Consider the following 13,430-nt stretch of genomic DNA (forward strand, 5'->3'; position numbering starts at 1 on the left):
ACTGTGGTGCCCGACGAGGGGAGGGCCGCAGTTGCGCAGGGTGCCGCCGGAGATGTTCCGGTTCACGACGGGGGACAGGGCCGAACTCTACGGTGTGATCCTCCAGGCCTTCGGCGCGGCCAACGAGCGGTTGGAGACCGCGCTCGGGCTGGACGAAGTCCGCGCCCGGCTGAGGACGGTCGGCTGGCTCGACGCGATCCACGACGACGACCTGCGGGAAGCGCTGCGGAGGCTCCGGGAGTGGCAGCTGCTGGACGTCGTCCAGAACCATGCGGAGAACTACCGCACCGCGGAGGAGTACGAGCGCCGGAACCTCCAGTACTCGCTGACCCGGCGCGGTGAGGCCGCGTTCGCCGGGGTCGAGCACGCCCTGTCCGTGCTCGCGTCGACCGGTGCGCTCCAGACGGCGGTGCTGGAGGCGATCGCGGACCGGCTCGACGAGCTGTACGTCCTGCTGGGCGAGTCCGCGTCCTCGGACCGCCGGGTCTTCTCCACGCTGCAGGAACTGGAGGGCCACCTGGAAGCGCTGCTGGCCAACACCAAGGCGTTCAACGGCGAGTTGCAGCGCCTGCTGCGCACCGAGGGCGCCGACCTGGCGACCTTCCGGGAGGTGAAGGCCGCGACGGTCGCCTATCTCCAGGAGTTCCTCGTCAACCTCGATCAACGGGGGCAGGCGGTCACCTCCGCCGTGGAGCGGGTCGAGCAGCGCGGGGTGAGCCGACTGCACGAGCGGGCGCTGCGGGGTGCCGAGCTGCCGCCGACCGCCGACGGCGATCCCGCGCCGGCCTGGCTGGAGCGGCGCCGGGCCCGCTGGGAGGGGCTGCAGGCCTGGTTCCGGCCGGTGGACGGATCGCGACCCCGGGTGGACCAGCTGCACGACGTGGCGCGCCGCGCGATCGTGACGCTCCTCCAGGTCCTCGACCGGATCACCGAGTCCCGACGCCGTTCGTCCAGTGCCGTCCAGGACTTCCGGGAACTGGCCCGCTGGTTCGCCACGGCGCCCGCGGAGGACGACCTGCACCGGCTGTGGTCGGCCGCTTTCGGACTCGGCCCGGCTCGTCACGCCCATCTCGCCCACCCTGACCCGGAGTTGGTGCCGTCGTCGAGCAGCTGGGCGCAGGCCCCGCCGGTGCAGGTGTCGGCTCTGCTGCGGACCAGCGGCCGCACCGAGCGGTTCACCCGCACCGGCAGGGTGCGTGACATCGGTGGGATCAAGGCCGCCCGGGCCGAGCGGGCTCGCAAGGAGCGCGCCCAACTCGAAGCGGCCTGGGACGTCCTGGGCACGGACGGCCCGGTGCGGCTCTCCGACTTCGGCATGCTCGACCATGCGGTCTTCGAGCGGCTGCTCGACCTCCTCGGCCGGGCGTTGGCCGTCCGACCGGACGGCAGCGGGGCCCGTCGGGCGGTCACCTCGGACGGCCGGGTCGAGGTCGTCCTCCGTCCGCTGCCCGATGCCGGCCGGGCCGTCCTGCGGACGCCCCGGGGGAGCCTGGAGGGGCCCGACTTCCTGGTCGAGGTCCGAAGCCCGGGCAGCGCCCGGGAATCCGTCCGGCCGGACGCGCGATGAGCACCCTGGCGAACCAACTGGTCATGGCCGAGCGGCAGGACATCGCCCGAGGCGTCAGACTGCTCCTCGGCCGACCGTTGATCACCGAGCGCGGCGACCCGTCGGCCTTCGAAGTGATCCGACGCCGACAGGGCCCGCTGACCAAGTGGTTCGACTATCACTGCGGCTGGCAGCTGGTGGTGGAGCCGCGACTGGGGTACGCCCGGCTGTTCAAGATCCGGACCGTCCCCGACAGCTCGCGGCCCGCCCGCCGGCTGCGCTCCGGCAGGGCGCCGTTCGACCGTCGCCGGTACACCCTGCTGTGCGTCGTCGCGGCCGAGTTGCTCCCCGTCCCGGTCACCACCGTCGGCCTGATCGCCGACCGCGTCGTCCAGGCCTGCGCCGCCGACGAGGCGCTGCCGCCCTTCGAAACGGCGAGCAGGTCCGAGCGCATGGCCTTCGTGGACGTCCTCAAACTGCTGGAATCCTACGGTGCGCTCCTCACCGTGGACGGTGCCACGGAGAGCTTCGTCGACTCGGCGGAGGCCAAGGTCCTCTACCGGGTGGACGCCACCGTGCTGATGCGCCTGCTCGCCGCACCCGTCGGGCCGTCGCGGCTGGCCGTGCCGGCGGAGGACGTGCCGCTCCGCTTCGAGGAACTCCTGCGGGGCACCGCTCGCGAGAGCCGGTACGGGGGTTCCGACGCCTCCGACGCCCAGCGGAACCTCCGGCTGCGGCACTCGGTGCTGCGCCGGCTCTTCGACGACCCGGTTCTCCACCACGACGAGCTCCACGCCGACGAACTCGCCTACCTCACCTCGCCGACCGGGCGTCAGATCGTGCGGCGCGCAGCCGAGCAGGGCGGCTTCGTGCTGGAGGAACGGGCCGACGGCCTGCTGCTCGTCGACCCGGAGGGGATCGCCACCGACAGCCGCTTCCCGGACGATTCCGCGACGGCCCGGGTGGCCGCCCTGCTCCTGCTGGAGCCGCTGACGGCCGCCCCGGGCGGACTGACGCCGGAACAGCTCACCGTCGAGGCCGACGGACTCCTGCGGCGCTTCCCCCAGTGGGCGAAGAGCTACCAGTCGGACGACGGAGCCCAGCGCCTCGCGGCCGACGCCGTCCGGGTCCTCGCCGACTTCGATCTGGCCCGCCGGATCGGCGGCCGTACCGTTCCCCGGCCCGCGGCGTTCCGGTACCGGACCGCCGTGGCCGACGGCCCGCCACCTGATCAGGGGGATCACCGATGACCGTGACACAGCTCCCGCAGCCCGCCGCGGTCCCGGCGGCGGCCTCGGCAGCCCGGTGGCAGCCGTCCAGGGCCGGCATCCTCAACGTCTGGCGCTACTACGACGAGACCTTCACCTTCCACGAGGGCCGGCTGCTCCTGCGGGGGCAGAACGGCACCGGCAAGTCCAAGGCGCTGGAGGTGCTGCTGCCCTTCCTGCTCGACGCCAGCCTGCGCCCCAACCGGCTGTCCACCTTCGGCGGTTCCGAGCGGACCATGCACTGGAACCTGATGGGCGAGGGCGCCTCGGGCAAGACCCGCGTCGGGTACGTGTGGCTGGAGTTCGTCCGTGACGACGGCGATCCCCACTGGTTCACCTGCGGCGCCAGGCTCCAGGCCAGCCTGCACACCACCGGTGTCACCGTCGACTACTTCACCACCGGCGCGCGGATCGACCGGCCCGGGGGCCTCGCCCTGGTCAACGACGCGGGCCAGCCGCTCACCCGTGCCGCCCTGGCCGAAGCCCTGCACGGCCGGGGCGAGCTGCACGGATCACCGGCCGACTATCGGAGCACGGTCCGCAGCACGCTCTTTCCGGGGCTGAACGAGCAGCGCTACGACGCCCTGATCACCGCCCTGCTCCAGCTCCGGACGCCCAAGCTGTCCGAGCGCCTCGATCCCACGCTGCTGTCCTCCCTGCTCTCCCGGGCCCTGCCCCCGCTCGGCCAGGGCGAGATCACCGAACTGGCCGAGGGCTTCGAACGCCTCGACCGCCAGCGCGAACACCTCAGGACCCTGGACGACGAAGTGGCCGCGGCCACCGCCGTCGCGAGGCAGCAGCGCGGCTACGCACAGCGCGTCCTGCGCGCCGGGGCGGCGGCGCTCATCTCGGCGACGACCGAGATGGACAACCTCACCCGGATCGCCCGGGACAGCGAGGAGGAGCACACCGAAGCCCTGCGGCAGCGCGCCGACGGCACGAGGGCGAAAGAGCTGCTGGAGCACCGGCGACAGGAGATCGACGGTGCCGTCGAGGGGCTCCTCGACTCCGAGGTCTACCGGCAGGGGCAGGAACTCGACCAGCTCCGCCGCAGGGCCGACCACGCCGCCCGGAGCGCCGCCCGTACCCGTGCCGCGGCCGACCGGAAGGCCGACGCGGCCACCGAGGACGCCAACCGTGCCGGTGATGCCCGGCTGCGCTCCGAGCAGTTGGCCGAGCAAACCCGCGCGGCCCGGGAGGACACGCGGGGCGCGGCGCGGCGGGCGGCCATGGAATCCGTCTGCACCGAGGTGCAGACGGTGCTCACCACCCCGCCGGGACCGTCCGGGGACACGGGGGAGCAAGGGCGCACGGCGCGCCGCCTGCTGCGCGGTGCGGTCGCCTCACGACACGGTCGGATCGCCCAAGTCCGCGCTGCCGTCGAACGCCACGAACGGTCCGTCGCGGACCGAACGACGGCGGAGCACCACCTCGACACGGTGCGCGAGCGGTTGGCCGAGGCGACCGGCCGGCGCGACGGCAACGCCCACGCCTACGAGACGGCCCTTGACGCGCACGCCGAGGTGCTGCGCCGCTGGGCGACGGCCGACTGCACCGAGTTGCACATCGACGACGCCGAGGAGCTCGCCTCACGTGCCGCCGTCGAGACCGACGTGCTCGCGCTGGTCGAGGCCGCCGCCCGGGTGGCGGAGAGTGCCATCACCGCCGAGGAGACGACCGCGCGCGCCGGCCGGGACGGCGCCCGGGTCCGGCGTGACCGGCTGGCCGAGGAGCTGGAGCGCACCGCGGCCGCGGCCGATCTGCCGCCGGTGCCACCGCGCACCCGCACGGCCGACCGCTCGGCCCTGCCGGGCGCGCCACTGTGGCGCCTGCTGGCCTTCCGGTCGGACGTGCCGTCCGCCGACCAGGCGGGCATCGAGGCGGCCCTGGAAGCAGCGGGCCTGCTGGACGCCTGGATGACCCCCGACGGCGGCCTCGCCGCCGCCGGCCATGACACCCTGGCGGATCCGGCGTCGGCCACGCCCGCGCCCGGCTCCTCGCTGCTCGACGTGCTGGCTCCCGAACCCGACGGCCCGGTGCCGGCCGACCGGGTGCGGCAGCTGCTGGCCGGCATCGCCTTCGGCGCCGCACTCCCCGCCGGCCACCCGGCCGCCGTGGCGGCCGACGGAAGCTGGCGACTGGCGACGGCGGTCGGCTCCTGGACCAAGGACGAGTCCAGCCACATCGGCTCCGCAGCCCGGGAACGGACCAGGCAGCGCCGGATCGCCGAGCTCTCGGTCGAACTGGCCGAAGCCGGTGCCGCCGTCACCGGGTTCGAGGAGAGCCTGCGTACCCTCGCCGACCGCCGACTCCGCCTCGGCTCCGATCTCCGCTCCAGGCCGCACCACCGGGACGTGGAGCAGGCCAAGCGCGCCTGGGAGCGGTCCGAATCCGAGGTGGGCGCCCGGGAGGACGCCGTACGGGAGGCCGTCGAGCGGCTCGCGCAGCAGGAGGAGGCGGTCGCCGACACGCTGCGCGGGCTCGCGGTCGCCTCCGCCGAACACGCGCTGCCGACCGACCGCGCCGCGCTGGACGCCACCGCGGCCGCCGTCGACGTGCTCCGCGAACAGGCCGAGGCCTGGCTGGACGCCCACCTCGCGTGGGTGGCCGCCCGGGACGCCTGGGACACCGCCCGCAGCCATGCCGAGTCCTCCCGGACCGCGGCAGAGGAGACTGCGTCCGAGGCGGAGGACGCCGAGGCCGATGCCCGGGGGCTCCGCTCGACGCTCAAGGCCGTCGAGGAGACCGTCGGCGAGGACTACCGGCTGGTCGCCGACCGGATCAGTGAGCTGCGGCAGGCGTCCGGCCGGACCCGCCGGGAGATCGACGACAGCACCCGGGCGCTGATGGCCCTCGAAGGCCGGATCGGCGTACTGAGCGCCACCACGGCCCAGGACGCGGTCCGGCGCGACGAGGCTGTGGCCGCCCGCGACCGGGCCGTCGGCGGCTTCCGGCGCCTGTGCGTCCTCGGCTTCCCCGAGGACGCGGGCCTCGGCCTCGTCCTCACCGCCGCGGACGGCACCCGTGCCACCCTCGAAGCGGCGCGCGAGACCGCCGCCACCTGGCCCGGCCTGCCGCACGGCACCCGGAACCTCGGCGACTCACTGAACCGTCTCTCCGAAGCGGTCCACCGAGCCCGCCAGAGCCTCAGCAGCCGTGCCGACCTCGATCTGGAAGCCGACGAGGACATCCAGGTGCTGACCGCCACCGTCGACGGCATCCGGGTCGGTGCGACCGGCCTCCTGACCATCCTCACCGGCGACCGCGACCGCAGCCAGGACGACATCACCGCCGCCGAACGCGGTCTCTTCGACCGGACCCTCACCGGAGACACCCGCCGCCACCTCGCCTCCCGGATCCGCCAGGCCGGCGAACTCGTCGAGCGGATGAACGGCCACCTCGAACGGGTCAGGACCGCCTCACGGGTGGCCGTCCGCCTCGTGTGGCAGATCCACCCCGACCTGCCCGCCGGTACCCGGTCGGCCCGTGAACTGCTGCTCAAGGATCCGGCCCGGATCACCGAAGCCGACCGCGAGGCCCTGCACGCCTTCTTCCGCGGCCGCATCGAGGAGGCCAAGACCCGTAACACCGCGGCCACCTGGGAAGAGCAGCTCGCCGAGGTCCTCGACTACACGGCCTGGCACCAGTTCGTCGTCAAGCTGGACCGCGCCAACGGCTCCGGGTGGCAACTGCTCACCAAGAAGCTCCACGGCGCGCTCTCGGGCGGTGAGAAGGCGATCGCCCTCCACCTCCCGCTCTTCGCCGCCGTGGCCGCGCACTACGAGGCAGTGCCGCAGTCCCCGAGACTGATCCTGCTCGACGAGGTCTTCGTCGGTGTCGACACCGTCAACCGCGGGCAGGTCTTCGCGCTCCTCGCGGCGCTCGACCTCGACCTGGTGCTCACCTCGGACCACGAGTGGTGCACCTACCGCGAGCTCTCCGGGATCGCCGTCCACCAGCTGATCACCGGAGGTGACGGCGACGACGCCGTCACCAGCGCCCGCTTCACCTGGACGGGTGCCGAGCTGCTGCCAGCCGATGCCGGCGCGGAGGAACCGGCATGACGGACCGCCACCCTCTCGACCTCCCTGAACTCCGACCACTCTGGTCAGCCGTCCACGACCGTCTCTCGACCGGCCGCCCGGTCAGCCGGGTGCGATCCGGCCCGCTCGACGACGCAGGCCGGGAGGCATTGGCCGACCTCCTCGGACTCGACCGGCTTCCCGATACCGAGCCGACGATTTCCCTCGCCGGACTCGATGGTGCCGTGCTGGACGCCTGCGGCCGGCCCGTACGGGACATAGTGACCGCGATCCTCGGCCCGATCCACGACCGGGCCGCCGAGCGCAAGCGCAGGGCCGGCCAACGCGACGCCCTGTGGGAGTGGTTGGCCGGCCACGAGGTGGTCACCGCCCAGCCCGTCCTCCTGGACTGGGTCGCCCACCTGCGGACCAACGGCCTCGTCGACGGCTCACCCGATCGGACCCGGGGCTTCCTGGCGGCCGCGCTGACCGTCCTTGCCGCGCTCCCAGCCGACGGCGAGCCACTACCGGTCCTCGCCGCCCGCTTCCTCGACGGCGACTCCCACGCCCTCGACGACGGGACCCGGCTGTCCAGCCTCGTCCTGCGGGCCCTGGCGGTGCTGTACGGCACCGACATGCCGGACGGCGCGGACGCCCGGCGGGCCCTCTGGAGCCGGGCCGGAGTGGCCGACGACCAGCTCTCCGCCACCGTGCTCGCCGTCGGTCTGCGCCTCGACGGCGGCGGCCCGGTCGCCAGGGTCTCCCGCATCTGCGCCCGAGCCGGTCACCCCGTCAGCCTCACCCTCGCCCAACTCCGCTCACCCGGCGAACTCGCCCTGCCCGCCGGGCCGCTGTACATCACCGAGAACCCGAGCGTGCTCGCCCTGGCCCTGCGCCGATTCGGCCGGTACTGCCCGCCGCTCGTCTGCACGTCCGGCTGGCCCAACACCGCCGTGATCCACCTGCTGCGCCTGCTCGCCGACGCCGGTGCCTCCCTGCACTACCACGGTGACTTCGACGGCGAAGGGATCCGGATCGCGGCCCACGTTCTCGCCAAGACCGGGGCCGTACCCTGGCGGATGTCAGCCGACGACTACCGGGCTGCCGCGACCCGAGTCTCCTCGGGCCCCGATCCGGGTCGGCTCACGCCCGCACCGTGGGACCGGGCACTCGTCGAGACCATGGCCGAACTGCGCACGGCAGTGGTCGAGGAGGTGGTCGCGGACATCCTCCTCGACGATCTCGCGGACCACCGGCACGGCTCAGAGTGACAGGCTGTCCGACGGCCCGAGGGCTACCACCAGCGCTTAGGGCCTCTCGTTCGGATCTTGCCGGGCGACAAGATCCGAACGAGCCCTAAGCCTCGTCCACGTCGACTTCGAGGCCCAAGTGCGCACTCCGACGGCCTTCTACGCCGGGTACCGGGACCTGATCGCTGCCCATCGGAACGGCTGCGCGGAGTAGTTGGCCGCCAGTCACTGCAGATTCCGGCAGGCACTCGTACGACGGCTCAGGCTGCCGCCAGTGCGTCGATCCGCCGGAGTTCGGTGAGGACGTCGTCGAGGGTGCGGCAGCCGTCGGGGACGTGGGCCGAGGCGGTGGCGAGCGAGGTGGCGGCGGGCCCGCCGCCCTCGATGGCGTCCGCGACGGCCGCCAGTGCGGCGGTCACCTCCCGCCGGGCCGGTGGGGCCGGTCGGGGCGCGCCGTGTTCCAGGCGTACGGCGCAGGCGGTGGCGGCGTCGGCGATGCGTTCGGCCCCGGCGGTGACGCGGAGCCAGTCCTGGTCCGGTGCCGTACGCAGCTCGGCGGCGGCGTGCTCGGCGGCGGTGCGGGCCTGCGCGAGCGCCTGGTACGCGGCACGACGCAGCACCGCCCGCCGGTCTGCGTGGTGCGGGTCCCCGGGTTCGTCGAGGATGTGGTCCAGGTAGCGGTGGAGGCCGCGCAGCGCCTGGGCGCAGCGGTGGCCGACGCTGGCGCGGGTGTCGACGAGCCCCGGCAGGTGGCCGACCAGGAGCACGATCGCGCAGGCGATCGCGGTGTCGCCGAGGCGGGAGGTCGCGGCCCGGGTGTCGCCGCCGAGAGTGACGAAGGCGAGCACGGTGACGGTGATGACGGCGGTCTGCAGTCCGAAGTGGCACAGCGCGGACGGCAGCAGGGCGCCGGCGATCGCGACCGCCGCGACCGGCCACCAGACGTCGATCCCGGCCGCGGTCGGTGCGAACGCGGCGAGCACCGCGAACAGCAGGACGCCGACGGCCGTGCCCGCGAAGCGGTTGACGACGCGGGAGAACAACGGCCCGTAGTCGGGCTTGACCAGGAAGGCGGCGGTCGCGGGCAGCCAGTACCAGTGGTCGGTCCGCAGCAGCAGGGCGACGGCGGTGCTGACGGTCACGCAGACGGCGACGCGCAGCGCGTACTCGCGCCCGGCGGGCCCGGTCGGGTGGACCCGGCTCCGCGGGCGGCCCGACGCGGTTCGCGGCGTCCCCGGGTGGCCGGTGCCGCTCGGTGTTCGGTCGGGCTGCCCGACGGCGGGGCCGGCGAGGCTGAAGGCGAGTCCGGCGTCGAGGAGGGCGCGGTCGAACGCGGTGCGGGCCGGCGTGTCGGGGACGGGCGCGGGCAGCGGTCCGGGGGTCGTGTCGGTGCGGACGGCCGAAGCGAGGCGGCGCGGGCCGTCGCTGATCCGCTGTGGCAGGGGTTCGCGCTCCCAGAGCAGGGCGACGCCCGCCTCGCAGAGGGCCGACGCGGCGGCGAGACGTACGGACGCCCGGTCCGGCCGGGTCGGGCGGCGGCCGGGCAGCCGGAGCAGGCGGTGCAGGCGCAGCGCCTCGTCGGCCCGGTCGAGTGCCGTGGTGAGACGGCGCCGGGCCGCGGCGGCGCCGGGGGTTCCGACGGCTGCGAGCGCGTCCGCGAGGGCGTCGAACACGGCGGCGACGGCGAGCCGCTCGCCGGCGTCGTGTCCTCGGGTGGTGCCGCGCGGGCGGACGGCGAGCCGCTGCAGCATGATCCATGCAGCGCCGGCGAGGTAGCAGCAGGCCCTCAGCGGGCCGGGCAGCTGGAGCGGCATGCCGCTGCCGACGGCGGCGAGGACGAGCAGCTGGACGGCAGCGGCCGAGCTGACCGGTCCGGCGACGCTGATCGCACCGGAGACGAGGCCGACGGTGCCCAGCAGCGGGACGGCCCACCAACCGTCGGCGACACCCAGCAGCAGGCCGAGTGCGCCGCCGAGGGCCGGGACGCCGATGTGCAGCAGGCCCGTGCGGCGGGTACCGGCGCGGTCGTTGATGCCGGCGAACAGGGCGCCGAGACCGGCGAGCACCGCCTCGTGGGGGCGTCCGACGGCGACCCCGACGGCGAGCAGCGGGGCCATCCCGAGGGCGCCGCGCAGGGCGGCCGTCCAGGGGACGGGGCCGCGCTGGACACGCAGGGGATGGGCGAGCCAGTCGGGTGTGTTCGGACGGTGCACGGGCCTCCTCGGATCCGCTGCCGCTGCCGGTACCCCTCGTCCGCCGCGGACGAGGCGGTGGATCCGGCGGCTGGGACGGATCCGGTGGCGGCGGCGACGCTTCGCAGCGTAGGCGGGCGGATCGTCCGGGCTGCTGCGCCGCTGTTACGCCCCGGATAAATCTGTCATCTGTCGTCTGTCATTCCGGAAGTCCCCGTGGCCGGACCCCGCGGGACTGCACTGACACCCTGTGTCGGCGAAGCGAGCGGCTCCCCGTGGCCGCGCCCCGGCCCCGTGGGTGGGTCCGGTCGGATCGGGCCGGACCCGATGCGGCGGTGGCGGTCGGGGAGGCGGGAGGCGCAGCCTGGAAGCAGGAGGCACGTGATGAGCACTTCGTACGACGTGGTGATCGTCGGGGGTGGAAGTGCGGGCTGTGTGCTCGCTGCGCGACTGAGCGAGGATGTGGAGCAGCGCGTGCTGCTCGTCGAGGCGGGGCCGGACTACCGGCCCGGGGCCCTCCCGGCCGACCTCGCCGAGGGCCGGCAGGGGCCGGCGGCGTCGCACGACTGGGGCCTGCGCGGAGTCGGTGTCCGCGGCGTACCGGCGCTGGACCTGCCGCGCGGGCGGGTGATGGGCGGCTCGTCCGCGGTCAACGCGACCTTCGCGCTGCGCGGGCACCCGGCCGACTACGACGCGTGGGCCGCGGCCGGGGCACCCGGCTGGGCGTTCGAGGACGTCCTGCCCGCGTTCATGCGCCTTGAGCGCGACCTCGACTTCGGCGCCGCCGACTACCACGGCGACGACGGGCCACTACCGATCCGCCGGTACCGGGGCGCCGAGCGGTCCGCCGTCGCGGACGCCGCCGAGGAGGCCATCGCCTCGCTCGGCGTGCCGCGGATCGCCGACCACAACGCGCCTGCCGCGGTGGGTGTCGCACCGCTGCCCGTCAACGCCGTGGACGGCCGACGGATCAGCACCGCCTCCGCCTACCTCGACCCCTGCCGGTCGCGGGCCAACCTCGACGTCCTCGCCGACGCGCTCGTCTCCGACGTCGTCGTCCGCCGCGGCCGTGTTGCGGGCGTACGCCTGTACGGCACGGGGGAGGTCGTTCCCGCCGGTGAGGTGATCGTCGCGGCGGGCGCCTACCTCTCGCCGGGGCTGCTGCTGCGGTCCGGAATCGGGCCGGCGGCGGAGGTGGCCGCGCTCGGCCGGTCGGTGGTGGTGGACCTGCCCGGCGTGGGAGCCAACCTCGTCGACCATCCCGCGGTCTCGATCGACCTCCCCTTCGTCGGCCCGGTCGGCGACCACGCCCGGTACCAGACGGTCGCCACCTGTCACAGCAGTCGGGCGTCCGGGCCACCGGACCTGCAGCTGGTGGCGGTTGGCCCCTATCCCCTCGGCTCCGGGGCCTACGGCTGCTCCGTGTTCGCCGCGTTGCTGAAGCCGGTCTCGCGCGGCCGCGTCCTGGCACGCTCGGCCGACGCGGCCGTGCCGCCCGCCATCGACCTCGGCTACTTCGACCACGGCTCCGACCTGCCACGGTTGATCGAGGGTCTGCGACTTGCCGAAGCCGTCACCCGCACGCCGGCGTGGGAGGCGGTGGCCGCCGTGCCCGCGGCCGGTCTCCCCGCAGGGTTGCCGGGTGACCCGGCAGCGGCCCACGCCTGGGTGAGGTCCAATTCCTGGAGCTACCACCACCCGGTGGGCTCGTGTGCGATGGGCTCCGATCCCGAGGCGGGCTCCGTCGTCGACCACGAGGCCCACGTCTTCGGCGTCGTGGGGCTGTCGGTGGTGGACGCGTCGATCATGCCCGACATCCCGTCGGCCAACACCAACCTGCCGACCATCATGGTCGCCGAACACGTGGCCGCCCTGCGGCAGCGCACCGGGAACGCCCTACGGGGTTCGCGCCGTTCTGCCCGCCGCTGACGGCTCGCGGCCGGCGATGGCGTCGAAGACCTCCGCCATCGCCGCGAGGCTGTGCCCGCTCACGAAGGCGTCGCAGTGCGGCAACGCTGCCGCGATCCCGGCGGCGATCGGGGCGTAACCGGGCGCGGCCTTACGGGGGTTGACCCAGACCACCCGGTGCGCGAGCCGGCCGAGCCGGGCCGTCTCCCGGCCGACGGCCGACGGGTCCTCGCCCTCCCAGCCGTCGGAGAAGATCACCACCACCGCTCCCCGGGCCATGCCGCGCCGTCCGAAGCGGTCGTTGAACTCCGCGAGCGCCCGCCCGATGAGCGTGCCGCCGGACCAGTCGGGGGCGGCCCGGCCCGCCCGGCGCAGCGCGGTATCCGGAGCCGTGTGCCGCAGCACCGGCGTGAGACGGGTCAGCCTGGTGGCGAAGACGAAGATCTCTGCGGTCACCCCGGACCCCGCCCGTGTGCACAGCCGCGAGAAGAACCGCACGTAGACGCGGGTGTACGGCTCCATGGAGCCGGAGACGTCGCACAGCAGCACCAGCGGTCGGCGGCGCAGCCGGCCGTGCGACCGTGCCAGCCGGACGGTCTCCCCGCCGGTTCGCAGGCTGCGCCGCAGGCTCCGGCGGAGGTCGATGTGGCGTCCCTGCGGGTCGGCCTCCCGGCGGCGGGTGCGGCGCAGCGGGAGGCTGATCGCGAGGTCGTCCAACAGCCGGTCCAGCCGGTCCAGTTCGCCCGGTCCGAAGGTGCCGAAGTCCTGCTGCGCGAGTGCCTCGGCGGTGCTGCCGACCAACCGTTCCGCGCCGGTGCGGGTGGGCCGTTCGAGCGCTCGGCCGGCGGCGTCCGGGCGGAGCGCTCCACCCGGCAGGGGCCCGGCCGCGGGGCGTGGCGGTGTCGGGGAGGCGGCCGGGGGTGCGCCGGGTCCGGGTTCGAGGCCCGGGAGTGGCGGGTTGTCGGGGGACCCCCTGGTGTCGGCGGGGTCCGCCTGCCCGCCGAAGAGCGCGGCGAAGACGCGGTCGAACGGCTCGATCTGTTCATGGGCCGTGACGAAGGCCAGCCGGGCCGCCCAGTACAGCGTCGGCCGGTCCACGGGCGGCAGCAGGTGCAGTACGTCCAGGAAGCGGCCCGAACGCTCGGGCGTGACCGGGACACCCGCCCGGTGCAGCGCGGCGCCGAAGCGGGCGGCGAAGGCGGGCCGGTCGAAGGACGGGAGTCCGGCGGGCGGTGCGGCCACGG

At 74.6% G+C, this 13,430-nt stretch carries 7 protein-coding genes; 5 read left to right on the forward strand and 2 right to left on the reverse strand.

All coding sequences use genetic code 11. The annotated features are described in order from the left end of the window. Positions 1 to 52 precede the first annotated feature (52 nt). From RMN57_RS32485 to RMN57_RS32500, 4 genes are read left to right on the forward strand one after another with little or no spacing between them, the layout of a single operon-like run. Positions 53 to 1,567, forward strand: a complete 1,515-nt coding sequence (locus tag RMN57_RS32485; RefSeq protein WP_313766863.1) for a TIGR02677 family protein — start codon at positions 53 to 55, stop codon at positions 1,565 to 1,567. Beyond that, on the forward strand, positions 1,564 to 2,796 hold the full coding sequence (locus RMN57_RS32490) for a TIGR02678 family protein (RefSeq protein WP_313766864.1): 1,233 nt from the start codon (positions 1,564 to 1,566) through the stop codon (positions 2,794 to 2,796). Before RMN57_RS32485 ends, RMN57_RS32490 begins: the two co-directional genes overlap by 4 nt. Further along, entirely contained in the window at positions 2,793 to 6,878 is a 4,086-nt protein-coding gene (locus tag RMN57_RS32495) for a TIGR02680 family protein (protein ID WP_313766865.1), read from the forward strand. Before RMN57_RS32490 ends, RMN57_RS32495 begins: the two co-directional genes overlap by 4 nt. Continuing rightward, entirely contained in the window at positions 6,875 to 8,107 is a 1,233-nt protein-coding gene (locus RMN57_RS32500) for a TIGR02679 family protein (protein WP_313766866.1), read from the forward strand. Before RMN57_RS32495 ends, RMN57_RS32500 begins: the two co-directional genes overlap by 4 nt. 239 nt (positions 8,108 to 8,346) lie before the next feature. Here RMN57_RS32500 and RMN57_RS32505 read toward each other — a convergent pair whose 3' ends face one another. Beyond that, positions 8,347 to 10,299 carry an FUSC family protein gene (locus RMN57_RS32505; RefSeq protein WP_313766867.1) on the reverse strand — a complete coding sequence of 651 codons (1,953 nt, stop codon included), beginning with the start codon at positions 10,297 to 10,299 and terminating at the stop codon, positions 8,347 to 8,349. A 363-nt stretch (positions 10,300 to 10,662) separates the two neighbouring features. Here RMN57_RS32505 and RMN57_RS32510 point away from each other — a divergent pair, with 363 nt between their 5' ends. After that, complete coding sequence (locus tag RMN57_RS32510) at positions 10,663 to 12,207, forward strand: GMC family oxidoreductase N-terminal domain-containing protein (RefSeq protein WP_313766868.1); 1,545 nt, start codon at positions 10,663 to 10,665, stop codon at positions 12,205 to 12,207. On the opposite strand, the gene RMN57_RS32515 is transcribed toward RMN57_RS32510, so the two are convergent. Then, the gene (locus RMN57_RS32515) at positions 12,175 to 13,428 is read right to left on the reverse strand and encodes a VWA domain-containing protein (RefSeq protein ID WP_313766869.1); all 1,254 of its coding nucleotides are present in this window, start codon (positions 13,426 to 13,428) and stop codon (positions 12,175 to 12,177) included. The two genes, RMN57_RS32510 and RMN57_RS32515, sit on opposite strands and share 33 nt — an antisense overlap. Positions 13,429 to 13,430: the final 2 nt, after the last annotated feature.

It is taken from the genome of Kitasatospora sp. CM 4170 (assembly GCF_032110285.1).
Classification (GTDB): domain Bacteria; phylum Actinomycetota; class Actinomycetes; order Streptomycetales; family Streptomycetaceae; genus Kitasatospora; species Kitasatospora aburaviensis.

Bases quoted from the DNA above. Each gene is read 5' to 3' on its own strand.
- RMN57_RS32485 (WP_313766863.1), top strand. From the start codon at position 53: ATGTTCCGGTTCACGACGGGGGACAGGGCCGAACTCTACGGTGTGATC.
- RMN57_RS32490 (WP_313766864.1), top strand. From the start codon at position 1,564: ATGAGCACCCTGGCGAACCAACTGGTCATGGCCGAGCGGCAGGACATC.
- RMN57_RS32495 (WP_313766865.1), top strand. From the start codon at position 2,793: ATGACCGTGACACAGCTCCCGCAGCCCGCCGCGGTCCCGGCGGCGGCC.
- RMN57_RS32500 (WP_313766866.1), top strand. From the start codon at position 6,875: ATGACGGACCGCCACCCTCTCGACCTCCCTGAACTCCGACCACTCTGG.
- RMN57_RS32510 (WP_313766868.1), top strand. From the start codon at position 10,663: ATGAGCACTTCGTACGACGTGGTGATCGTCGGGGGTGGAAGTGCGGGC.